This is a genomic window from Pseudomonas sp. UW4 (assembly GCF_000316175.1).
GTDB lineage: Bacteria > Pseudomonadota > Gammaproteobacteria > Pseudomonadales > Pseudomonadaceae > Aquipseudomonas > Aquipseudomonas laurylsulfatiphila.
This window is the reverse complement of sequence record NC_019670.1, coordinates 6,084,806-6,108,515: the sequence shown is the minus strand read 5'-3', so window position 1 is coordinate 6,108,515 and position 23,710 is coordinate 6,084,806. Positions and strand designations below refer to the sequence as shown.

At 60.4% G+C, this 23,710-nt stretch carries 20 protein-coding genes; 14 read left to right on the top strand and 6 right to left on the bottom strand.

The features are described 5' to 3' along the window. Nucleotides 1-168: 168 nt before the first annotated feature. The 4 genes from PPUTUW4_RS27255 to aspA form a co-directional block, all read right to left on the bottom strand. Nucleotides 169-1,167 carry an AraC family transcriptional regulator gene (locus PPUTUW4_RS27255; protein WP_015097404.1) on the bottom strand — a complete coding sequence of 333 codons (999 nt, stop codon included), beginning with the start codon at nucleotides 1,165-1,167 and terminating at the stop codon, nucleotides 169-171. A 160-nt stretch (nucleotides 1,168-1,327) separates the two neighbouring features. Further along, nucleotides 1,328-2,332 (bottom strand): asparaginase, encoded by a 1,005-nt coding sequence (locus PPUTUW4_RS27250; protein ID WP_015097403.1) that lies wholly within the window; start codon nucleotides 2,330-2,332, stop codon nucleotides 1,328-1,330. Nucleotides 2,333-2,471: 139 nt separating this feature from the next. Next, nucleotides 2,472-3,920 carry an alanine/glycine:cation symporter family protein gene (locus PPUTUW4_RS27245; RefSeq protein ID WP_015097402.1) on the bottom strand — a complete coding sequence of 483 codons (1,449 nt, stop codon included), beginning with the start codon at nucleotides 3,918-3,920 and terminating at the stop codon, nucleotides 2,472-2,474. Between the two features lie 530 nt (nucleotides 3,921-4,450). Further along, entirely contained in the window at nucleotides 4,451-5,875 is a 1,425-nt protein-coding gene (gene aspA, locus PPUTUW4_RS27240; protein WP_041474969.1) for an aspartate ammonia-lyase, read from the bottom strand. A 180-nt stretch (nucleotides 5,876-6,055) separates the two neighbouring features. Between aspA and PPUTUW4_RS27235 the strand changes: the two genes are divergently transcribed. From PPUTUW4_RS27235 to PPUTUW4_RS27215, 5 genes are all read left to right on the top strand, one after another. Then, nucleotides 6,056-6,973: a LysR substrate-binding domain-containing protein gene (locus tag PPUTUW4_RS27235; RefSeq protein WP_015097400.1), complete on the top strand. Its 918-nt coding sequence runs from the start codon at nucleotides 6,056-6,058 to the stop codon at nucleotides 6,971-6,973. Nucleotides 6,974-7,305: 332 nt separating this feature from the next. After that, a complete protein-coding gene (gene purE, locus PPUTUW4_RS27230; protein ID WP_007971731.1) occupies nucleotides 7,306-7,797 on the top strand; it encodes a 5-(carboxyamino)imidazole ribonucleotide mutase in 492 nt (163 codons plus the stop codon). 11 nt (nucleotides 7,798-7,808) lie between these two features. After that, complete coding sequence (locus tag PPUTUW4_RS27225; RefSeq protein ID WP_015097399.1) at nucleotides 7,809-8,891, top strand: 5-(carboxyamino)imidazole ribonucleotide synthase; 1,083 nt, start codon at nucleotides 7,809-7,811, stop codon at nucleotides 8,889-8,891. Between the two features lie 101 nt (nucleotides 8,892-8,992). Then, nucleotides 8,993-9,238: a GlsB/YeaQ/YmgE family stress response membrane protein gene (locus PPUTUW4_RS27220; RefSeq protein WP_015097398.1), complete on the top strand. Its 246-nt coding sequence runs from the start codon at nucleotides 8,993-8,995 to the stop codon at nucleotides 9,236-9,238. 87 nt (nucleotides 9,239-9,325) lie between these two features. Next, nucleotides 9,326-9,862, top strand: a complete 537-nt coding sequence (locus tag PPUTUW4_RS27215; RefSeq protein ID WP_015097397.1) for a DUF3299 domain-containing protein — start codon at nucleotides 9,326-9,328, stop codon at nucleotides 9,860-9,862. A 116-nt stretch (nucleotides 9,863-9,978) separates the two neighbouring features. On the opposite strand, the gene PPUTUW4_RS27210 is transcribed toward PPUTUW4_RS27215, so the two are convergent. Together PPUTUW4_RS27210 and PPUTUW4_RS27205 are read right to left on the bottom strand one after the other, a co-directional pair. Further along, nucleotides 9,979-10,878 (bottom strand): D-hexose-6-phosphate mutarotase, encoded by a 900-nt coding sequence (locus PPUTUW4_RS27210; RefSeq protein ID WP_015097396.1) that lies wholly within the window; start codon nucleotides 10,876-10,878, stop codon nucleotides 9,979-9,981. A 68-nt stretch (nucleotides 10,879-10,946) separates the two neighbouring features. Further along, nucleotides 10,947-11,351 carry a hotdog domain-containing protein gene (locus tag PPUTUW4_RS27205; protein ID WP_007942704.1) on the bottom strand — a complete coding sequence of 135 codons (405 nt, stop codon included), beginning with the start codon at nucleotides 11,349-11,351 and terminating at the stop codon, nucleotides 10,947-10,949. A gap of 363 nt (nucleotides 11,352-11,714) precedes the next feature. Here PPUTUW4_RS27205 and PPUTUW4_RS27200 point away from each other — a divergent pair, with 363 nt between their 5' ends. The 9 genes from PPUTUW4_RS27200 to PPUTUW4_RS27160 all read left to right on the top strand — a co-directional run bounded on the left by PPUTUW4_RS27200 (nucleotide 11,715) and on the right by PPUTUW4_RS27160 (nucleotide 23,592). After that, on the top strand, nucleotides 11,715-13,013 hold the full coding sequence (locus PPUTUW4_RS27200; RefSeq protein WP_015097394.1) for an MFS transporter: 1,299 nt from the start codon (nucleotides 11,715-11,717) through the stop codon (nucleotides 13,011-13,013). Between the two features lie 250 nt (nucleotides 13,014-13,263). Continuing rightward, on the top strand, nucleotides 13,264-14,265 hold the full coding sequence (locus PPUTUW4_RS27195; RefSeq protein WP_015097393.1) for a phosphate ABC transporter substrate-binding protein PstS: 1,002 nt from the start codon (nucleotides 13,264-13,266) through the stop codon (nucleotides 14,263-14,265). 411 nt (nucleotides 14,266-14,676) lie between these two features. Next, nucleotides 14,677-16,710 carry an ABC transporter permease subunit gene (locus tag PPUTUW4_RS27190; RefSeq protein WP_177325129.1) on the top strand — a complete coding sequence of 678 codons (2,034 nt, stop codon included), beginning with the start codon at nucleotides 14,677-14,679 and terminating at the stop codon, nucleotides 16,708-16,710. A gap of 15 nt (nucleotides 16,711-16,725) precedes the next feature. Then, the gene (gene pstA / locus PPUTUW4_RS27185; protein WP_015097391.1) at nucleotides 16,726-18,396 is read left to right on the top strand and encodes a phosphate ABC transporter permease PstA; all 1,671 of its coding nucleotides are present in this window, start codon (nucleotides 16,726-16,728) and stop codon (nucleotides 18,394-18,396) included. Between the two features lie 143 nt (nucleotides 18,397-18,539). Beyond that, the gene (gene pstB, locus PPUTUW4_RS27180) at nucleotides 18,540-19,373 is read left to right on the top strand and encodes a phosphate ABC transporter ATP-binding protein PstB (protein WP_015097390.1); all 834 of its coding nucleotides are present in this window, start codon (nucleotides 18,540-18,542) and stop codon (nucleotides 19,371-19,373) included. Between the two features lie 109 nt (nucleotides 19,374-19,482). Continuing rightward, nucleotides 19,483-20,244 carry a phosphate signaling complex protein PhoU gene (gene phoU, locus PPUTUW4_RS27175; protein WP_015097389.1) on the top strand — a complete coding sequence of 254 codons (762 nt, stop codon included), beginning with the start codon at nucleotides 19,483-19,485 and terminating at the stop codon, nucleotides 20,242-20,244. A gap of 168 nt (nucleotides 20,245-20,412) precedes the next feature. Further along, nucleotides 20,413-21,315, top strand: coding sequence for a response regulator (locus tag PPUTUW4_RS27170; RefSeq protein WP_015097388.1), 903 nt, complete (start codon nucleotides 20,413-20,415; stop codon nucleotides 21,313-21,315). Between the two features lie 250 nt (nucleotides 21,316-21,565). Continuing rightward, nucleotides 21,566-22,507, top strand: a complete 942-nt coding sequence (locus tag PPUTUW4_RS27165) for an IS110 family transposase (protein WP_015093239.1) — start codon at nucleotides 21,566-21,568, stop codon at nucleotides 22,505-22,507. A 191-nt stretch (nucleotides 22,508-22,698) separates the two neighbouring features. Next, a complete protein-coding gene (locus PPUTUW4_RS27160) occupies nucleotides 22,699-23,592 on the top strand; it encodes a peptidoglycan DD-metalloendopeptidase family protein (RefSeq protein ID WP_015097387.1) in 894 nt (297 codons plus the stop codon). Nucleotides 23,593-23,710 lie beyond the last annotated feature (118 nt).

Here is a 23,710-nt window from a genome sequence, read left to right as displayed (position 1 = left end):
ATATGGCCAAAACATTTGACCGAAATTCGCCCCTTGCTCACGGCTGAGTTCCGGGTGAGTGCATCAAATGCTAAACCTGTGGGAGCGGGCTTGCCCGCGAAAGCGGTCAGCCAATGGAGATGTATTTGTTGTACCGGCCTCTTCGCGGGCAAGCCCGCTCCCACAGGGTTATCCGTGTGGCCGAAACTGACTGGGCGCCACACCGCTCCAGCGCACGAACGCATGGCGAAAACTCGCGGTCTCGCTGAAGCCCAGCGCCTCGGCAATCTGGTAGATCGGCAATTGATCCTCACACAGCATTTGCTTGGCCTGCTCGAAGCGCAGTTCGTCGAGCAACTCCTGATAGCTGCAGCCCATGTCCTTGAGATGCCGACGCAAGGTCCGCGCCGAGCAATTCATCTGCTCGGCCAGGCCCTCCAGCCCCGGCGCCGCATTCAATTGCGCGCTGAGCAATTGGCGGATCCGTCCGAGCCATGCCTGACGCCCGGTGAACTCGATGTTCTGTTTGCGGCAGCGCTCGGCCATGGCTTGATGGGTGATGACATCGGCCAGCGGCAACGGCTGGTCGAGCCAGCGTTTGTCGAAGGCGAAGGCATTGTTGCGCGCGCCGAAATCCAGCGGGCAGTTGAAGTGTTCGGCGTAGCTCGGTTCGTAGTCGGGCGCGGCATGTTCGAAGCGTGCGCCGAGCAAGGGCAGGGAATGACCAAGCAGGTCGTCGCAGGTGACTTTCAGCGATACGAGGCAGAACTCGGCGTTGAACACCGCCATGGCCGGGCTCTCGCGATAATCGGCGGCGGCGAACCAGATGCGCTCGCCGTCGTCCTCCAGGCTCAGTTCGAAAAGTGTTCCCAGCAGCGCCGGATAGCGTATCGCCAGCCGCAATGCGTCACCGAAGGTGGCACTGGTGAGCAGGGCGTAACCGAGCATGCCGTAGCAGGAAACGTGCATCCGCCGACCCAGTTCCAGGCCGATGTCGCGCTTGAGGGCAACGGCGTTGGCACAGACCTGCATTTCTTGATTGGTGGTGATGCGCGTGTCGGCCCGGTTCAGATCCGCCGCACTGATGCCGCTGCCGGCCAGCAGCGCTTCGCTGGACAAGCCTTGTGCCTTGAAGGCATCGAGCACCAGGGAGACGGCATTGAGGGTGGTGAGGTGGGAGTGGAGCATGAGGACTTCCAGCCTTGGGATGCTGGAATGCGGAGCAAGTTGTGTGCCGACGACTCCTGTGGGAGCGGGCTTGCTCGCGAAAGCGGTCGGCCTGTCACATCAATGCTGGATGTGCCGTCGCCTTCGCGAGCAAGCCCGCTCCCACAGGTTTTGTGTTTTGTCAGCTCAGTTCGCCGCAAAGGTCGAGTTCGACAAGCCGACGGACTTCGTCCGTTTCAAGCCCCGCCCCCAACAACCCATGCAACTTGCCGAACGCCGCCTCACGGGGCATGCCGCCACCGGACAGCACACCGACACCGCGCAAGCGACTGCCTGCCTCATAGACGTCCAGTTCAACCCCGCCTTCGTGGCATTGCGTCACCGCGACCACTACCACGCCGTTATCCCGAGCACGGCCGAGGCTGGCGAGGAACTCCGGGTTGTCGCTCGGCCCGGTGCCGCTGCCGTAGCACTCCAGCACCAGACCTTGAATGCCGCTGTCGAGCAGGCCATCGAGGATCTCGGCACCGATGCCGGGGAACAGCGGCAACACGGCAACCTTCGCCAGTTGTTTTGCCTGGTTGTAGTTCAACGCTGTTGGCAGCGAAGAGGCTTTCACACCACCGCCCTGACGCTCCAGGCGCTTGAACGGATGACGGCCAAAACTGCGAACCTTGGCGCACCGGGTCGGGTCCAGCAGTTCGCCGTGGAAGTACAGATGCACACCCGGCGCGAGGCCCTTGCCCAGTGCAACCAGCGCGCCGCCGAGGTTCTCCCAGGCGTCGCTATCGGTGACACCGGCCGGCAGCATGGAACCGGTAAAACACACGCGGGCATGCAGGCCGAGCAACTGGAAGCTCATGGCGGCGGCACTGTAGGCCAGCGTGTCGGTGCCATGCAGGATCAGCACGCTGTCGCAGCCCTGAACATCCACCGCATCGACCACCGCTTCACGCAACTGCTGCCAGTACGCCGGGGTCATGTTGGCGCTGTCGATCAGCGGCGACATCTCGCGAAAACGCCACTGCGGCACGACAAGTTCGGGCTGGCTGTGCAGGTATTCGCGCATCCGCGCTTCAAAACCGGACGCCGGCGCAAGGCCGTTGGCGCTGGCTTGCATGCCAATGGTACCGCCGGTGTAGAGCACCATGACGTGCTGGGCGGCAGGGTAGGTCGACGAATTCATGGAGGTGCTCCGAGAACGGTGAGTTCCTGTGGGAGCGAGCCTGCTCGCGAAAGCGGTGTGTCAGTCGACATCAATTTCGAATGTCAGTCCGCATTCGCGAGCAGGCTCGCTCCCACAAGGGATTGTGCACTTTAACCGATCAGCGTTGCGCTGCGGTCACGCCTTGCGGCTCAGCCTGATTCTGCGCGGCGGCTGGCGGGTTGGCCGGCCATGCCTGGCGATCCAGGTCCAGGTCCGGGAACTTCGCGGAGTCGAACACAGGGGTCTTGATGCCGGCGGCGCGCTGGTCATCGTAGTCACGCAGGATGCGCATGCCGACCTTGAACAGCAGGAACAGCGCGATCAGGTTGACGAACGCGAGCATGGTCATGGTGATGTCGGCGAAGGCAAATACGGTACCGAGGTTTTCGATGGCGCCCCAGAAGATCAGCACCAGTACCAGCGCGCGATAGCCCATCAGCGCCTTGCGGTTTTCACCGATCAGAAAGCGCAGGTTGTTCTCGCCCAGGTAGTAGTTGTAGAGGATCGAGGTGAATACGAACAACGCCAGGGCCACGGAGATGAACATCCGACCCCAGTCACCAACCACGGCGGCCAGCGAGTTCTGGGTCAGGGCAATGCCGTCGCCTTCGAAGCCCGGGGTGTAGAAACCCGAAAGCAGGATCAGCAGCGCGGTGCAGGTGCAGATCACGAAGGTGTCGAGGAACACGCTGAACGCTTGAACCACGCCTTGCGCCACCGGGTGCTCGACCGCCGCCACAGCCGCCACGTTCGGCGCGCTGCCCAGGCCTGCTTCGTTGGCGAACACACCACGTTTCACACCCATGACGATGGCGCTGCCGATCAGGCCGCCGAAGGCCTGATCCAGACCGAAGGCGCTCTTGACGATAGTGATCAGCATGCCCGGTACCTGGTCGAACTGCAGCACGATCACGTAGATGGTCACGCCGATATACACCAGGGTTTTCACCGGCACCAACAGGTCGGCAACCTTGGCGATACGCTTGATCCCGCCGATGAATACCAGACCCAGCAGCACGGCCAGACCGATGCCGGTGTAAGTGGTATCGAGGCCGAACGCGTTGTTCAGCGAATGGGTCACGGCGTGGGCTTGCAAACCGTTGAAGGCGAAGCCGAACGTCACCAGCAACAGGAACGCCATGAGCATGCCCAGCCAGCGTTTCTGCAGACCGTGCTGGATGTAGTAGGACGGGCCGCCCCGGAAGGTGCCGTCGGAGTCAGTGCGCTTGTACAGCTGACCGAGGGAACATTCGAAGAAGCTGCTGGACATGCCGACCAGTGCGGTCACCCACATCCAGAACACCGCGCCAGGCCCGCCGAGTGTCACGGCAATGCCGACACCGGCAATGTTGCCCGCACCGACGCGGCCGGCGAGGCTGAGCATCAGGGCCTGGAATGAACTGAGTTGCCCCGCGCTGCTTTTGAGGCTGTCGCGGAACACCGCGAACATGTGGAAGAAGTGACGCAATTGAACGAAACGCGAGCGGATCGTGAAGTAGCTACCGAGCCCGACAATGAGCACGATCAGTACTTTCCCTGAGAGGAAGTCGTTAATGACTTCGAGCATGGATTATTCCTCGCTGTTTTTTGTGTTGGCAAATGCTTGCCGGGCAGACACATCGAGTTACACCGGTGGGCGCACGGCACAACGGGCGGTTCGAAGTTCGTCCCGGTTTCCATATCGCGGGTTTGTTATTAGTTCGGGTTTCGCATGGGTTGTGGTCTCGCTACCGACGACCGCTCACGCGAAGAGGGGCGGCACTATACCGATGACAGTGCCGTCCGTCTGCACGGTTGTGGTGCATGCGGTGAAACGAAGCCCTTGAAACACCTGACATTTTTGCTGTCAGGCTATGTGGGAGCTGCTCTGGGTGGGAGCGAGCCTGCTCGCGAAAGCGGTGTATCAGACACATCATTGTTGAATGTGCCGCCGCCTTCGCGAGCAAGCCCGCTCCCACATTGGTCAGTCCCCAGACATACGGTTTTCACTGGCAAACGGTTAAAAAAAGGGCCTGGAGAATGATCTCCAAGCCCTCAAAAGGTGAGAGGTGTCTAGTCCCTCGACCTGGTGAGCGGTGCTACAAGTAACGCGTCGGGTTAGGCCTTCAGGGGCACCAGACGCGGAGCAATCATGTTTTCCGGGCGCAGGATGTCGGCGAGCATGGCTTCGTCGAGCAGACCTTCTTCGCGCACCAGTTCCAGCACGCCGCGGCCGCTTTCGAGGGCGATACGGGCGATGCGGGTGGCGTTTTTGTAGCCGATGTACGGGTTCAGTGCGGTGACCAGACCGATCGAGTGTTCGACCAGTTCACGGCAGCGGGCTTCGTTGGCGGTGATGCCGACGATGCAGTGCTCGCGCAGCATGTCCATGGCGCGTTGCAGCAGGCGGATCGAGTCGAGGATCTTGAAAGCGATCAGCGGTTCCATCACGTTCAGTTGCAGCTGGCCGCCTTCGGCCGCCATGGTCAGCGCCAGATCGTTACCGATGACCTGGAAGGCCACCTGGTTAACGGCTTCCGGAATAACCGGGTTGACCTTGCCTGGCATGATCGAGCTGCCTGGCTGACGCGCTGGCAGGTTGATCTCGTTGATGCCGGTGCGTGGGCCGCTGGACAGCAGGCGCAGGTCGTTGCAGATCTTCGACAGCTTGACCGCAGTACGCTTGAGCATGCCGGAGAACAGCACGAAGGCGCCCATGTCGGAGGTAGCTTCGATCAGGTCGGCTGCCGGAACCAGCGGCTGACCGCTGATCAGGGCGAGGCGCTGTACAGCCAAGGCCTGATAGCGCGGGTCGGCGTTGATGCCGGTGCCGATCGCGGTGCCGCCCAGGTTCACTTCAGTCAGCAGTTCCGGGGCCAGTGTCTTCAGACGGGCCAGGTCTTCGCCCATGGTGGTGGCGAAAGCACGGAACTCTTGACCCAGGGTCATCGGTACGGCGTCTTGCAGTTGGGTACGACCCATCTTCAGGACGTGGTTGAATTCTTCACCCTTGGCTGCGAACGCCTGAATCAGGCTGTCGAGGCTGGCGAGCAGGGAGTCGTGACCGAGCAACAGACCCAGACGGATCGCCGTCGGGTAGGCGTCGTTGGTCGACTGCGCCATGTTCACGTCGTCGTTCGGGTGCAGGTACTGATATTCGCCTTTCTGGTGACCCATGGCCTCCAGCGCGATGTTGGCGATCACTTCGTTGGCATTCATGTTGGTCGAAGTGCCAGCGCCGCCTTGAATCATGTCCACCACGAACTCTTCGTGGAAGTCGCCGCGGATCAGACGTGCACAGGCTTCGCTGATGGCAGCGTGCTTGGCTTCGCTCAGGTGACCCAGCTCACGGTTGGCGTCAGCAGCGGCCTGTTTGACCATAGCCAGACCGACAACCAGTTTCGGGTAGTGCGAAATCGGAACGCCCGAAAGGCGGAAGTTGTTCACCGCTCGCAGGGTCTGGATACCGTAATACGCTTGAGCCGGTACTTCGAGGGCGCCAAGCAGGTCATTTTCTGTGCGGAATGATGCAGCGGAGGACATGATAGAAATCATCTCAATATGGACCCGGGCTGTGCCGGAACGCTGTGAATGCTAGGCTTGTGCAGAATTTTGGGCCAATGCTGTTAAGCACTAGCCTATGCACATTCGGCATAATGCCGGTGTGACGCCGGCTTGGCGGCGAGCGTGTGACCTAAATTGGTGCGTGTCCGGGAGGGCGTGATGAATCTGGAAAGCAAATGGCTGGAGGACTTTAGTGCCCTGGCTGCCACCCGCAGCTTCTCCCAGGCAGCCGAACGGCGCTTCGTGACGCAACCGGCGTTCAGCCGGCGAATCCGCAGCCTGGAGGCGGCGTTGGGGCTGACCCTGGTCAATCGCTCGCGCACGCCGATCGAACTGACGGCGGCGGGACAATTGTTTCTGGTCACGGCACGCACCGTGGTCGAGCAGCTCGGCGAAGTATTGCGCCATCTGCACCATCTGGAAGGCGGGCAGGGCGAAGTGATGCAGGTAGCGGCCGCACACTCCCTGGCGCTCGGTTTCTTTCCGCGGTGGATTGCGCAGTTGCGCAACGAAGGCTTGAACATCGCGACGCGACTGGTGGCAACCAACGTCGGCGACGCGGTGCATGCCTTGCGCGAAGGTGGTTGCGATCTGATGCTGGCTTTCTACGATCCGGACGCTGCGATGCAGATGGACCCGGAAATCTTCCCCTCCCTGCACCTTGGCCACACCGAAATGCTGCCGGTTTGCGCGGCAGACGCCGACGGCAAGCCGTTGTTCGATCTGGAAGGCGAAGCCAGCGTACCGCTGCTGGCTTATAGTGCCGGGGCATTTCTCGGCCGCTCGGTGAACATGCTGCTGCGCCAACGGGCGCTGCGCTTCACCACCATCTATGAAACCGCCATGGCCGACAGCCTGAAAAGCATGGCCCTGGAAGGCCTGGGCATTGCCTGGGTGCCACAGCTCAGCGTGCGCGCCGAACTGGCGCGCGGTGAACTGGTGGTCTGCGGCGGCCCGCAATGGCATGTGCCGCTGGAAATTCGCCTGTATCGCTGTGCGTTGGTACGCAAGGCCAACGTGCGGTTGCTCTGGCGCAAACTCGAAGGTGGCGCGGCGCAGGGCATGACCGGTTCCTGAGGTCGATGAAGATCCAGTGTGGGAGCGAGCCTGCTCGCGAAAGCGTCAGGACAGTCAATGTCGATGTCGACTGCACCACCGCATTCGCGAGCAGGCTCGCTCCCACAAGGGATTCGCGGTGTGTTCCATTGACCTCAGAGTCAATAAAACCGCCGCTTTGCGGCAGATGACAGATGGTCGCAACAGGGGCTGTTTATTGGCTTCATTGAGGTATACTGCGCGGCCTTCGGCCGGTTACGACTGGCCATAATTCGTACAATCAAGCCACGCATCCTGCGTGGCTTGTTGTTTTTTGATGCGCCTGCGGGCGCCCAGAGAGAAGAGGCACGACGATGAGTGCACTGGTTGGCGTGATCATGGGCTCCAAGTCCGATTGGTCCACCCTTAGCCACACCGCCGATATGCTGGAAAAGCTCGGCATCCCTTACGAGGTGAAAGTGGTTTCTGCCCACCGCACCCCGGACCTGCTGTTCCAGTACGCCGAAGAGGCCGAAGCACGGGGCATCGAGGTGATCATCGCCGGTGCCGGTGGCGCGGCCCACTTGCCAGGCATGTGTGCAGCCAAGACCCACTTGCCAGTGCTGGGCGTACCCGTTCAGTCCGCAATGCTGTCGGGCGTTGATTCGCTGCTTTCCATTGTGCAGATGCCAGCAGGCATTCCGGTTGCCACCCTGGCCATCGGCAAGGCCGGTGCGATCAACGCAGCGCTGCTGTCGGCGAGTATCCTTGGCGCCAAGCACCCGCAGTTCCATGCGGTGCTGAAAACCTTCCGTGCTGAGCAGACAGACAGCGTCCTGGAAAATCCAGACCCACGCATCGCCTGAGGTTGTTGACGATGAAGATCGGTGTAATCGGTGGCGGCCAGTTGGGTCGCATGTTGGCGTTGGCGGGCACTCCGCTGGGCATGAACTTCGCTTTCCTGGACCCGGCGCCGGATGCTTGCGCAGCCGCGTTGGGCGAACACCTGCGAGCCGATTACGGCGATCAGGATCACCTGCGCCAGCTGGCCGATGAAGTCGATCTGGTGACTTTCGAGTTCGAAAGCGTTCCGGCGGAAACCGTCGCGTTCCTCTCGCAATTCGTCCCGGTCTACCCGAGCGCCGAAGCCCTGCGCATCGCCCGCGACCGCTGGTTCGAGAAGAGCATGTTCAAGGACCTGGGGATTCCTACCCCGGCGTTCGCCGACATCCAGTCCCAGGTCGACCTGGACGCCGCTGTGGCCTCCATCGGCCTGCCGGCGGTGCTCAAGACCCGTACCCTGGGTTACGACGGCAAGGGCCAGAAAGTCCTGCGTACCCCTGAAGATGTGGTCGGCACCTTCGCCGAACTGGGTAGCGTGGCCTGCCTGCTGGAAGGCTTCGTGCCGTTCACCGGTGAAGTCTCGCTGATCGCCGTGCGTGCCCGCAACGGTGAAACCCGCTTCTACCCGTTGGTGCACAACACCCACGAAAGCGGCATCCTCAAGCTGTCTGTGGCCAGCACCGATCACCCGTTGCAAGCTCTGGCCGAAGACTACTCCAGCCGTGTGCTCAAGCAGCTGGATTACGTCGGCGTGATGGCGTTCGAGTTCTTCGAAGTCGACGGTGGCCTCAAGGCCAACGAAATCGCCCCGCGCGTGCACAACTCCGGGCACTGGACCACCGAAGGCGCCGAGTGCAGCCAGTTCGAAAACCACCTGCGGGCCGTTGCCGGTCTGCCGTTGGGTTCGACGGCCAAGGTCGGCGAAAGCGCGATGATCAACTTCATCGGCACAGTGCCAGAGACCGAGAAGGTCCTGACCATCGCCGACTGCCATCTGCATCACTATGGCAAGGCGTTCAAGGTCGGCCGCAAGGTCGGTCACGCCAACCTTCGTTGTGCAGACCGCGAGACGCTGGCTGCGCAGATCCTCAAGGTCGAAGCGCTCATCGCCGAATAGTTTCATGTGGCAGCGGCGGAACCATTCAGGGGCCGCCGTTCTCTCATGGCAGGATGCCAAAGTCTGGCTAGGCTATAGCCAATCAATCAGAGGGAAATGCCATGGGATTTATCGGAACCATCTTTATCGGCTTGATCGTCGGTCTGCTGGCTCGGTTCCTGAAACCGGGCGATGACAGCATGGGCTGGATCATGACGATCCTGCTCGGTATCGGCGGTTCGCTGGCGGCCACCTATGGCGGCCAAGCCCTGGGTATCTATCAGGCTGGCCAAGGTGCAGGCTTCATCGGGGCGCTGGTGGGCGCCGTTGTGTTGCTGGTGGTCTTCGGACTGATCAAAAAGAACTGATCCAGACGATAAAGCCCTCTCCGCCAAGCCGGTCGGGAGGGCTAGAATGTTCGGCGTTTCCTGCTCTTCCCATTGCCGAGCACTTTCATGCGCCGTCTTTTGCTGACTCTTGTTTTACTGGGTACGGGCCTTGCCCATGCCGGCGAACTGCCGGAGACCGATTGGCTCGAACTGATGCCCAAGTCGGACCAGAAGGCCCTCGAGGCCATGCCCGAAATCGACCACGACTCCCCTGAAGCCAATGGCACCTTCACCGACAAGGGCGGGATGAAGCAGGCCAAAGGCTTGCCGGCGGTGATGTACTCGACCAAGACCGTTGCTTCGATGAACGACAAGAGCATCCGCATTGGTGGTTACCCGGTGCCTCTGGAGTCAGACGCCCAAGGCCGCAGTACGTTGTTCTTCCTGGTGCCGTACCCGGGTGCCTGCATCCATGTGCCGCCACCGCCTCCAAACCAACTGGTGCTGGTGCGCTATCCCAAGGGTTTGAAGCTGGATGATATCTACACGCCGCTGTGGGTCACCGGTACGCTGAAAATCGAAAAGGTCAGCAATGACCTGGCGGATGCGGCGTATGCGCTGGATGCGCAGAAGGTGCGGATGGTGAAAGAGTCAGACTTGTAGAAATGTAAATGTGGGAGCGGGCTTGCTCGCGAAGAGGGAGTGTCAGTCGCCATCAATGCTGACTGATACACCGCTTTCGCGAGCAAGCCCGCTCCCACATTGGTTTCAGGTGTTACTTAGAGCGGCGCGCTACCGATGCTGACACCCAAGGTGTGGCTAGCACCTGCTGCGAGCGTCACCACATCACCCAACACGTTCGCCGTCTCGATGCACAACATGCGCTGCCAGCCGTCGTCGGCCATGTCGCTGAACGCAGCGGCGCGGTCGATCCACGGGTTCCAGATCACTGCCGTGCGCGATCCGCTGCTGGTCAGTACGATGCGCCGTTCCCAGGCTGGATCGACGATGCTCAACTGTGGCGGGGCGTCGAGGTAGATGCGGTCGGTCTCGCCGGTAAAATGCAGATCACCGGTCTGGGTGACGGTTTTCCAGTTATCCAGGGTTTCGATGTAGTTGAGGCCGTCCACACCTTCGACGCGCACATCACGCACATCGCTGACGGCAAAGTAGCTGTGCAGCGCCTGGCTGATGCTGACGGTATCAGTGCCCCGGTTGTGGCTGGTCAGCTGGATGTGCAATTGCTCATCGAGGCGAATGGTCATAGTCAAATCCACCTGGTGCGGCCAGCCGGGAAAGCCGCCTTCGGGGTAGGGCAGGAGGAATTCGACCTTCAGACTTTCGCCTTCGGCTTCGATGCCACCCAGTTCCCAATCCATCGCTCGCACGAAGCCGTGAGCCGATGGCGCTTCATTACTGATGCGCATCGCCTGCACGCTTTGCGGGTTGCGCGCAAAGTTACCGAACCACGGCCAGCACACCGGTACGCCGGCGCGGATGCCCTTGCCGGTCTTGAATACGGCCTCGTCGTTGAGCCAGATCAGCGGCGGCTGGCCGGCCAGCTGATAGCTGAGGATGTGCGCACCTTGCTGGGCCACCAGTAATTCGGCTTGACCGTGGCGGATGCGCCAGCAGTTCAGTTCATCCAGTTTTACGGCTTCAACATTGGGCGTGCTCATGGGACAGCTCTCGATCAGTAACGTGGACGACTATCGACCGCAAAACGGCTACCAGGTTTAGAAACTCTTTATCGAGCCCTGGGCGGAACCGAGCGGGTACGACCGCTGCCGTCGATGGCAACGAACACAAACACCGCTTCGGTTACTTTACGCCACTCGCTGGACAGTGGATCGTCGCTCCAGACCTCGACCATCATCTTGATCGAGCTGCGGCCGATTTCCAGGGCCTGGGTATAAAAGGACAGCTGAGCGCCCACCGCCACCGGAACCAGAAATGCCATGCGGTCGATTGCAACGGTGGCAACGCGCCCGCCAGCGACCTTGCTGGCCATCGCAGTGCCTGCCAAATCCATCTGCGCCACCAGCCAGCCGCCGAAAATGTCGCCAAAGCCGTTGGTTTCGCGAGGGAGCGCGGTGATTTGCAGGGCCAGGTCGCCTTGCGGGATCGGATCTTCTTGTTCGAGCTCTATCATGCCGGGGGTGCCTCTGACCCGTGACTCTTCGTTGGTATTGCTGGTGGTAGCCGTCTTCGGGAAAAACGATTCAGCACCGAACATACTGCGTTCGTCACGTTTTCCATAAGGCGCCTAAAGGGAAACTCTGCGAAATCGCCTATGAACCTGACAGGCGTTTTCGCACAGCAACCCTCAAAAACCGGAGCAAGGCTACGAGTATATCGGTCGGTAGACTCCGCGACGACCGTCCGGTTCTCATTTTGACCGTCAAAAACGCACCTCTATGTGCCTTTTCGAACAATTTGCTATCGTGCCGGACCTGCCCAGACCTCAACCAGCGTTGTTGAGGTTGCAGATCCGACTATAAGAGAAGCCCTTGCCATGACCACAGCGCCCTCGAGCATCGCGCAGCCAGAACAACCCGCACGTCCGCTGACCCGCAACGACTACAAGACTCTATCGCTGTCTGCCCTGGGCGGTGCGCTGGAGTTCTACGACTTCATCATCTTCGTGTTCTTTGCCACGGTGGTGGGCAAGCTGTTCTTCCCGGTGGACATGCCTGAGTGGCTACGCCTGATGCAAACCTTCGGCATCTTCGCCGCCGGCTATCTGGCACGGCCGCTGGGCGGCATCGTGATGGCGCATTTCGGCGACCTGCTGGGCCGCAAGAAAATGTTCACCCTGAGCATTTTCATGATGGCCGTGCCGACCCTGATCATGGGGTTGTTGCCGACCTATGCGCAGATCGGCATGTGGGCACCGATCCTGTTGCTGCTGATGCGGGTGATCCAGGGCGCGGCCATTGGCGGTGAGGTGCCGGGGGCGTGGGTCTTCGTTTCCGAACACGTGCCGCAGCGTCATATCGGCTACGCCTGTGGCACCCTGACCAGCGGTCTGACGGCGGGCATCCTGCTCGGCTCGCTGGTCGCCACGGCGATCAACAGCCTCTATACCCCGGTGGAAGTGTCGGATTACGCCTGGCGGATCCCGTTCCTGCTGGGCGGCGTGTTCGGACTGTTCTCGGTGTACCTGCGTCGCTGGCTGCACGAAACCCCGGTGTTCGCCGAGCTGCAACAGCGCAAGGCCCTGGCCGAAGAGGTGCCGCTGCGCGCGGTGCTGCGTGACCATCGTGGCGCCATCGCCATTTCGATGCTGCTCACCTGGCTGCTGTCTGCCGCCATCGTGGTGTTGATCCTGATGACCCCGACTGTGTTGCAGACGGTCTATCACTTCTCGCCAACCACGTCCTTGCAGGCGAACAGCCTGGCGATCGTCTTCCTGAGCTTTGGCTGCATCATCGCCGGCGCGCTGGCGGATCGCTTCGGCGCAGGGCGAGTCTTCGTCCTGGGCTGCGCTGCGTTGCTGGCCGGCTCCTGGACCTTCTACCACAGCCTGGCTGACCATCCGGACTGGCTGTTCCCGCTGTATGCGCTGACCGGTCTGCTGGTCGGCACCATCGGCGCGGTGCCCTACGTGATGGTCAAGGCTTTCCCGCCGGTAGTGCGTTTCAGCGGCTTGTCGTTCTCCTACAACGTGGCCTACGCCATTTTCGGTGGCCTGACGCCGATGATCGTCAGCCTGCTGCTCAAGGAAAGCCCGATGGGGCCTGCTTATTATGTGGCGGTGCTGTGTGGGGTCGGGATTGCGGTGGGGGCATATCTCTGGAAAAAAGGGCGCTAAGCGACCTTTCTCAGCGACTGCACTGACGCCTTCGCGAGCAAGCCCGCTCCCACATTCGATCGCATTTCTCCTGGAGGAGCGCGGTCAACTGTGTGCGGGCTTGTGCGCGAAGGCAGGCGACGCGAATCATCCTGCAAAAAATCCAAATACTGGCCTTTCATCCAATTGTCATATTTCAGCCATAGAGTGTTCACACGGCCTGCTGATACTTGGCCCCGACTTAACACACCCTATCTGCTAGGAGTAAGGCATGAAACTGAAGCGTTTGATGGCGGCAATGACTTTTGTCGCTGCTGGCGTTGCGACTGCCAACGCGGTTGCCGCTGTTGACCCTGCTATCCCGAGCTACACCAAGACCACTGGTGTGTCGGGCAACCTGTCCAGCGTCGGCTCCGATACCCTGGCCAACCTCATGACCCTCTGGGCTGAGAACTACAAGAAAGAATACCCGAACGTAAACATCCAGATTCAGGCCGCCGGTTCTTCTACCGCGCCACCTGCGCTGACAGAAGGCACCGCTAACCTGGGCCCGATGAGCCGCAAGATGAAGGACAACGAGCTGCAAGCCTTCGAAACCAAGTATGGCTACAAGCCGACCGCAATTCCGGTTGCCGTGGACGCCTTGGCCGTATTCGTGCACAAGGACAACCCTATCAAGGGTCTGACCATGGCTCAGGTCGACGCGATTTTCTCCTCGACTCGTCTGTGCGGCGCCAAGACCGATGTCAAAACCTGGGGTGACCTGGGCGTGACCGGTGACCTGGCCAACAAGCCAGTTCAACTGTTTGGTCGTAACTCGGTATCCGGTACCTACGGCTACTTCAAGGAAGAAGCCCTGTGCAAAGGCGACTTCAAGCCAAACGTCAACGAACAGCCAGGTTCGGCTTCGGTTGTGCAGTCGATCAGCAGCTCGCTGAACGGCGTCGGCTACTCGGGCATTGGGTACAAGACTGCCAGCGTGAAAACCGTTGCCCTGGCCAAGAAAGATGGCGGTGAATTCATCGAAGACACCGAAGAAAACGCCCTGAACGGCAAGTACCCGCTGTCCCGCTTCCTGTACGTATACGTCAACAAAGCCCCGAACAAGCCTCTGGCCCCGCTGGAAGCCGAGTTCGTGAAACTGGTTCTGTCGAAACAGGGCCAGGAAGTTGTAGTGAAAGACGGTTACATCCCACTGCCGGCCAAGGTTGCTGCAAAAGCTCTGGCTGACCTGGGTCTCGCGGAAGGCGGCGCTGAAGTCGCAAAAAAGTAACAAATTGAGTCCGAGGTGAACCCCTCGGACTCACATGGGGGCGGCAGGAGTCGCCCCCATACACCTCTAATTCTCTATCCACTGCTGGTTACCGCCAGCGGCGGATTTGTTGCGTCACTGCATTGTCATCTTTCTGTCATACAGGATCGCTAGGGTGTGCGCATGAATGATCTGGCCAATTCCAACATGACTACTAATCCCCCCAAGCGAATTGACTTCAATACGCCTGAGCTACAACGCAAGCGTCGCATCCGCGCGCTCAAGGATCGCTTCACCCGCTGGTACGTCCTTATCGGCGGCCTGGCGGTGCTGGCAGCCATCACATTGATCTTTTTCTTCCTTGCCTACGTTGTCGCGCCCCTGTTCCAGGGTGCCAGCCTGACCGCCAAGGACGCTATTACGCCAGTCTGGATGCAAGACGCCGGCAAGCCGCTGATGATCTCCCTGGAAGAGCAGAACCAGGTGGCGATGCGGGTTTCCGACAAGGGCCAGGCATTGTTCTTCGACATCGACAGTGGCGCCGAACTCAAGCGCGTCGATTTGCCGGTTCCGGCCGGCACCACCGTGACCTCCATCGGTGAAGACCAGCCAGGCCACCCGCTGGTGGCGGTGGGTCTGTCCAACGGTCAGGCACTGGTGTTCCGTCACACCTATAAGGTCAGCTACCCGGAAGGCAAGAAGACCATTACCCCGGCCGTCGAGTACCCGTATGGCGAAGCGCCAATCTCGGTGAACGAAGCCGGAGGTGCGCTGGAGCACGTCAGCCTCAACGCCAACGATTCGACCCTGATGCTGGTGGGCTCCACCGGTTCGCAACTCAATGTTCTGTCGCTGACCAGCGAAGAGAACATGATGACCGGCGAAGTCACCAACGAGCAGAAGCGCATCGATCTGCCGCAGATGACCGAGCCGGTGAAGAGCATCTTCGTCGACCCGCGTCAGCAGTGGCTGTACGTGATCAACGGGCGTGCCCAGGCTGACGTGTTCAGCTTGCGCGACAAGAGCCTCAACGGTCGCTACAAACTGCTTGAAGACGGTGAAGCGCAAGTCACCGCCAGCACCCAGCTGGTGGGAGGCATCTCGCTGATCATCGGTGATTCCAGAGGTGGTCTGGCCCAGTGGTTCATGGCCCGCGATCCCGATGGCGAACAACGCCTGAAGCAGATCCGCACCTTCCAGATGGGCACTACGCCGATCGTTGAAATCACCGCCGAAGAGCGCCGCAAGGGCTTCGTTGCCTTGGACGCTTCCGGCAAGCTTGGCGTGTTCCACAGCACCGCCCACCGCACTTTGCTGGTGGAACCAGTCGCTGAGGGCCAGGGCGTTTTCGGTCTGTCGCCTCGCGCCAACCGCGTAATCGTTGAAGCCGGCGGCAAGCTGCATCCGCTGCTGCTCGACAACCCGCACCCGGAAGTGTCGTGGAGCGCGTTGTGGAGCAAGGTCTGGTACGAGAACTACGACGAGCCTAAATACGTCTGGCAATCGACCGCCGCCAACACCGACTTCGAACCCAAGCTGAGCCTGTCACCGCTGACCTTCGGTACCCTGAAAGCCGCGTTTTACGCCATGTTGCTGGCCGCTCCACTGGCCGTTGCCGCTGCGATCTACACCGCGTACTTCATGGCCCCGGGCATGCGCCGCAAGGTCAAGCCGGTGATCGAATTGATGGAAGCGATGCCGACGGTGATCCTCGGCTTCTTCGCCGGCCTGTTCCTCGCACCCTATGTGGAAGGGCACTTGCCGGGCATCTTCAGCCTGCTGATGTTGCTGCCGATCGGCATTCTGGTCGCCGGTTTCACCTTCAGCCGCCTGCCTGAGTCGATCCGCCTGAAAGTCCCGGACGGATGGGAAAGTGCGCTGCTGATTCCGGTGATCCTGTTTGTGGGCTGGCTGTCGCTGTACATGAGCCCGTTCATGGAGAACTGGTTCTTCGGCGGCGACATGCGCATGTGGATCTCCCACGACCTTGGCATCACCTACGACCAGCGCAACGCCCTGGTGGTCGGCCTGGCCATGGGCTTCGCGGTCATCCCGAACATCTACTCCATCGCCGAAGACGCCGTGTTCAGCGTGCCTCGCGGCCTGACCCTGGGCTCCCTGGCCCTCGGTGCCACGCCGTGGCAGACCATGACTCGCGTGGTGATCCTCACCGCGAGCCCGGGCATCTTCTCGGCACTGATGATCGGCATGGGCCGTGCGGTCGGTGAAACCATGATCGTGCTGATGGCCACCGGTAACACCCCGGTCATGGAAATGAACCTGTTCGAAGGCCTGCGCACGCTGGCCGCCAACGTCGCGGTGGAAATGCCGGAGTCGGAAGTCGGCGGCAGCCACTACCGCGTGCTGTTCCTCTCGGCGCTGGTGCTGCTGTTGTTCACCTTCGTCATGAACACCCTCGCAGAACTGATTCGTCAGCGTCTGCGCAAGAAATACTCGTCGCTTTAAGAAAGGTAGAAGTCTGTGAAACAGAACTCCCTGAAAGGATGGTTCAAGAGCGGCGCCCCCGGCGTCTGGATCAGCGGTGGCGCGGTGTCCATCGCGGTCATCATGACCATTGGCCTGCTGGCAGTGATTGCCGTGCGCGGCCTGGGTCACTTCTGGCCGGCGGATCTGATCCACGCCAGCTACGACGTACCGGGCCAGGGCCAGCACCTGGTGATCGGCGAAATCGTACAGAAGGAAGAAGTGCCACGTGCCCGTCTGAAGAGCGCCGGCCTGCCGGTGCCTGACGAAGGCCCTGAGTTCATGACTCGCGAGCTGATCAAGGTCGGCAACCGTGACCTGAACGGCAACGACTTTACCTGGGTCGTCGGCGAGTGGCTGACCAACCAGACGACGCCGCCGGAGCTGATGGCGATCGAGCGGCGTGAGTGGGGCAACTTCTACGGTTACCTGGTCAACGTCAAACAGGATGGCAAGGTCATCGCTGAAGGCGAAGCCGCATGGCCTGAGTTGCAAGCCCGTGTCGATCGCGTGAACAAGCTGGCCGCACAGCTCAAGAGCCTGGAAAAAACCGACATCGGCGCGATCAACGCCGGTCTCGAGCGCGTTCGCCTGCACGGTCGCAAGCTGGAGCTGGACGGCAAGCTCGACGCCGCCGCACAAGCGGACATGGAATCGGAGCGCGCCGAACTCAATGCCCGCTATCAGGATGTTGAAGCGCGCCTGAACGATCTGCATGCGCAGTTCAACCGCGACAGCCTGACCGCCCGTGATGCGAACGGTAAGGAAATCGAAATCGGCATCGGCAAGGTGGTTCACGCCTACCAGCCGAACGCCATGAGCACGACCACCAAGATCGGCTTCTACTTCAGCAAGGTCTGGGAGTTCCTGAGCGACGACCCGCGTGAAGCGAACACCGAGGGCGGTATCTTCCCGGCGATTTTCGGCACCGTGATGATGACCCTGATCATGGCGATGATCGTGACCCCGTTCGGCGTGCTGGCGGCGGTGTACCTGCGTGAGTACGCCAAGCAGAACACCCTGACCCGTGTGATCCGCATCGCGGTGAACAACCTGGCCGGTGTTCCGGCCATCGTTTACGGGGTGTTCGGCCTGGGTTTCTTCGTCTATGTGCTGGGCGGCTCGCTCGACCGTCTGTTCTTCCCGGAAGCCTTGCCGGCGCCGACCTTTGGCACGCCGGGCCTGCTCTGGGCTTCGCTGACCCTGGCGCTGCTGGCAGTGCCGGTGGTGATCGTGGCCACTGAAGAAGGCCTGGCGCGGATTCCTCGCACCGTGCGTGAAGGCTCGTTGGCCCTCGGCGCGACCAAGGCTGAAACCTTGTGGAAGATCGTATTGCCGATGGCCAGCCCGGCAATGATGACCGGCATGATCCTCGCCGTGGCTCGTGCCGCGGGTGAAGTGGCGCCGCTGATGCTGGTGGGTGTGGTGAAACTGGCTCCGTCGTTGCCGGTGGACGGTAACTACCCGTATCTGCACCTGGACCAGAAGATCATGCACCTGGGCTTCCACATCTATGACGTCGGCTTCCAGAGCCCGAACGTCGAAGCCGCACGACCGCTGGTGTACGCCACGGCGCTGTTGCTGGTGCTGGTGATCGCGACGCTGAACCTGTCGGCGGTGTACATCCGCAACCACCTGCGCGAGAAGTACAAGGCGCTGGACAGCTGATTTGCAGCACTGATTTCTATGTGGGAGCGAGCCTGCTCGCGAAGGCATCACCGCGGTTTCAGAGTCAAACCGCAGTGCCTGAATCGCGAGCAGGCTCGCTCCCACAAAAAACGAACCGAATTTGTTAGCACAGGGAGCCTCCCATGCAGCACGAAGCACATACCCACGGCATCAACATGTCGGCACTGGGTCGCGATAAACAGAGCCTGAGCCTCGAACAGGAAACCGTAGCCATCGAAGTACCTGGCCTGAGCCTGTTCTACGGTGAGAAGCAAGCGCTGTACGACGTCAGCATGAACATTCCGAAACAGCGCGTGACCGCCTTCATCGGCCCGTCCGGCTGTGGCAAGTCGACGCTACTGCGCACCTTCAACCGCATGAACGACTTGGTGGATGGCTGCCGCGTCGAGGGCGAGATCAACCTGTACGGCAACAACATCTACCGCAAGGGCGAAGACGTGGCCGAACTGCGTCGTCGCGTCGGCATGGTGTTCCAGAAGCCCAACCCGTTTCCGAAAACCATCTACGAAAACGTGGTTTACGGCCTGCGCATTCAGGGCATCAACAAGAAGCGCGTGCTCGACGAAGCCGTCGAGTGGGCACTCAAGGGCGCGGCGCTGTGGGACGAAGTCAAAGATCGCCTGCACGAGTCGGCACTGGGCCTGTCCGGTGGTCAGCAGCAGCGTCTGGTGATCGCCCGCACCATTGCTGTTGAGCCGGAAGTGTTGCTGCTCGACGAACCCTGCTCGGCACTCGACCCGATCTCCACGCTGAAAGTCGAAGAGTTGATCTACGAACTGAAATCCAAGTTCACCATCGTGATCGTGACCCACAACATGCAGCAGGCGGCGCGGGTTTCCGACTACACCGCGTTCATGTACATGGGCAAACTGGTGGAATTTGGCGACACCGACACCCTGTTCACCAATCCGGCGAAGAAGCAGACCGAAGACTACATCACCGGTCGCTATGGCTAGCAGCAGCTACGAGCCGCAAGCTTCAAGCGGCAAGTCAGGGTAGTTCGGGTACAACACATCAGCTTGCAGCTTGTAGCTTGCAGCTCACAGCTTTTGCGGAGCAGACAACATGATTTCTAAGGAAGGCCTTACACACCACATCTCCCAGCAGTTCAACGCCGAACTGGAGGAAGTGCGCAGCCACCTCCTGGCCATGGGCGGGCTGGTCGAGAAGCAGGTCAACGACGCGGTCACCGCGCTGATTGAGGCCGACTCCGGCCTGGCCCAGCAGGTGCGCGAGATCGACGACCAGATCAACCAGATGGAACGCAACATCGACGAAGAATGCCTGCGCATTCTGGCTCGTCGTCAGCCGGCAGCGTCCGACCTGCGACTGATCATCAGCATTTCCAAATCGGTGATCGACCTGGAGCGCATCGGTGACGAAGCGACCAAGATCGCCCGTCGCGCCATTCAGCTATGCGAGGAAGGCGAGGCACCGCGCGGTTACGTCGAAGTGCGCCACATCGGTGACCAGGTGCGCAACATGGTCCGTGATGCATTGGACGCCTTTGCCCGTTTCGATGCCGAGCTGGCCTTGTCGGTGGCGCAGTACGACAAGATCATCGACCGCGAATACAAGACCGCCCTGCGTGAGCTGGCGACCTACATGATGGAAGATCCGCGTTCTATCTCGCGGGTTCTGAGCATTATCTGGGTACTGCGTTCGCTGGAGCGTATCGGCGACCACGCGCGCAATATCTCGGAACTGGTGATCTACCTGGTACGCGGCACCGACGTGCGGCACCTGGGGCTCAAGCGCATGAAGGAAGAAGTCGAAGGAACAACCGGTGAAACCGCTAATGTTCCGGGCAAAACTGACGATAAGTAAGGTTGCCCAAGTAAAGCGCCCGGCCTGTTGGCCGGGCGTTTTTGTTTGTGGCCTACGTATTCGAAAAGCAGCACCCGTGAACGAAAAGTCCGGCGTGACTGAAGGTTTTTTGGCAATGTGCCATCAGCAAGGCAGTATGCTGGCCGGGATTTTTTAAAGGGGTGGTGGATGAGTAAGGTCAGTGTGTTGGTCGTGGACGACGCGTCGTTCATTCGTGACTTGGTGAAAAAGTGCCTGCGCAATTATTTCCCGGGCATGCGGATCGAAGACGCGATCAACGGCAGAAAGGCCCAAGCCATGCTGGCCAAGGAAGCATTCGATCTGGTCCTGTGCGACTGGGAAATGCCGGAAATGTCCGGCCTGGAACTGCTGACCTGGTGTCGTGAGCAAGACAGCCTCAAAGCCATGCCCTTCGTGATGGTGACCAGCCGTGGCGACAAGGAGAACGTCGTCCAGGCGATCCAGGCCGGGGTATCCGGTTATGTCAGCAAGCCGTTCACCAACGAACAACTGATCACCAAGGTCAAGCAGGCGCTGCACAAGGTCGGCAAACTCGATGCCTTGATCAACGTCGCCGCGACCAAAACCAGCCCTGCATTCGCCAACGACTCCCTGGCCGCCCTGACCGCTGGCAAGGCGCCCGTCACCACGCCAACAGCCGCACCCGCACCGTCCAAAGGCTTGCTCAACAGCCCGCCGATCAAGGCGCCTGCGGCCTCTTCAGCACCCGCCAGCGGCCGTGGCCAGGGTCAACTGCGTTTGCCGAACGGCATCCAGCAGTGCGTGATCAAGGCCCTGAGCCTCAAGGAAGCCCTGTTGGTGGTCAAGCGCACCGAGACCCTGCCGCAGATCCTCGACAGCGCCGTGCTGGACCTGGAGCAAGGCGACAATGCCGAAATCGCCCGCCTCAACGGCTATCTGCATGCTGTCGTGGCCCACGAACCGAAGCCCGACAGCGACTGGCTGCAACTGACCTTCCGCTTTGTCGATCAGGATGCGCAGAAGCTCGATTACATCTCGCGCCTGATTGCACGGGGGACGGCGCAGAAGCACTTCATTCCTGGCGCTTGATATAGGGTCGCCTGACAGTCCGCTTTCGCGAGCAGGCTCGCTTGTATGGTAGGACTTGAAGGGAGGAGGAGGGACAAGGCTCGATTCTGACTGTTGACGCAGTACAGACCGTGGGAGATATCGCCCCTCCTCCTTTCACCCAAGCGCCGATAAAGAATGCATCTGGCTAGACCGACGATAGGAACAAGCCTGCGCCTCTGGGTGAGCCCTTCAAGTGCTCAAACCTTATCCCGGAGGAAATCCTGTGGCAATGCCGGTCTCTCTATCAAAACCGATCGTGGGTGTGGATGTCGCCAAGAATGAACTGGTGATTTATCAGTCTGATGGTGATTTGCTTGAAGAGATTGCCAACACCAAAACATCCATCAAGCAGTGGCTGAAGGCGTTGTCGGGGACGGTGGCTATTGCCATTGAGGCGACCAACATCTACCACTTGGACTTCGCTGATCTGGCCTATGAGGCCGGTTGCACGATTTACATGGTGGGAGGCTATGAACTCAAACATTATCGCGAAGGCGTGAAAATCCGCGCCAAAACCGACGCACTGGATGCCAAGCTACTGGCTCGTTACCTGAAGAACGAAGCCGAGGAGTTGCGTCCTTGGACCCCGCCCTCACCGCTGTACCGCCAGCTCCTGAGCCTTTTCCGCCGTCGCGCAGCCTTGGTCCAGGCCAGGGTCGGCCTGGTGCAGAGCTGGTCGAATGAGCCGCTGCTCAAGGCGGCTTTTGCCGAGCAAGTGAAGTCCATGCAGCAGCTTGAGACGCTGATCGAAAAGACGATCAACGATCAGCTCAAAGAAGCCGGTTTGCTCGGTCAATTGAAGCGCTGCCTGAAAGTTGAGGGTATTGGTTTTTTGACTGGGGCCCGCTTGATAACCGCATTTCAGCGAGGGGATTTTAGAAACGCGGATGCATTTATCGCCTTCCTGGGCATGGATTTACGGGTGGCGAAATCAGGACAGAAGGACGCTCGCCGCAGTTTGACCAAGCGCGGTGACCCCGAGGCCCGCCGACTTCTGCACAATGCAGCGATGTCGGCTAGCCGTACGAAAGCCTGGAAAGGGTATTACGAAGAACAAAGAACTCGGGGGTTCAGCACCACTCAGGCGTTGGTGATGCTGGCTCGCAAGCTTGCTCGGGTGGTATTCGCCTTGCTGAAAGGGCAAAGCGAATATCAGCCAAAAGCCAGTTGAGGGCTTTCCCTCAACCATAGAATCTCCCACATTTGTAATGCGTTCTCATGTGGGAGCGAGCCTGCTCGCGAAGGGGCCGACACTGTTACCGCAAATCTGCTGAACACCTTTTCTGAAACATCTGCCGACTACCCGAGTCCATAGCAGCTGCTAGGCTCCATCTCAGTTCCCACTCGACAGAATCTTTGCCCATGTTCACGCGCCTGCTGTTTTTCTGTGGCCTGTTCATGGTCGCCACCTCGGCCGTGGCCATGACCATCTACAAGTCCAAAGACGCCAATGGCGTTGTTTCCTACAGCGACCGCCCCAGCAAAGGCGCCCATGTGTTCGTTTTCCGCGATGGCATGGTCGAGCACCTTGAGCGTCAGGTGCGCCTCATCATCATGAAGAAGAGCGGCGTGCACAGCGTGTATGTGCGCAATGACCTGTATGCGCCGGTAGAGGTCGAATTGAGTTTTGCCGGGGTGAAGAACGCCAGTGGTGTGCCGGGCAGGACGATTCGGCGCGTGATACCGATGCGCAGCAGCGTTCGCCTGGCGCAGCTCACGGCGGCCAAAGGTGGAAGGCCGCTGGCGTACGTCCCGAAGTTCAAGTATTCCCTGGGCGACCCCTCAGGACCCACGGTGGGCTATCGGTACCCGTTGCCCTGGCGTGGCGGCCCGTTCCGGATAAGTCAGGGCGCCAATGGCCCCTATAGCCACTTTGGCCCCAAGAGCCGTTACGCCATAGACATCGCGATGCCCGAGGGCACGCCGATCATTGCCGCGCGAGGCGGGGTGGTGAAGACCGAGAACAGACAGAGCGGGCGCGGCACCGATGCCTCCGGCAATTTCGTGCGGGTGCTGCACGATGACGGGACCATGGGGGTTTACCTGCACCTGAAGAAGGGCTCGGTCCGCGTTCGGGAAGGTCAGCGGGTAACGGTAGGGAGTGCTTTGGCGTTGTCCGGCAACACCGGCAACAGCACCGGGCCGCATTTGCACTTCGTGGTGCAGCGCAATACCGGGCTGGGGCTGGTGTCGATTCCGTATCAGTTCAACCAGCCGGTGGGTGCTTTGCCCAACTTTGCGTTGGGCGGGAAGTGAGGCGTTTCCTGGTCTGACGCCTTCGCGGGCAAGTCGGATCGCCGCACCGCCGCTCCCACAGGATCGCCACTGTACCTGTGGGAGCGGGCTTGCCCGCGATGGGAGCGCTGCGAATCCG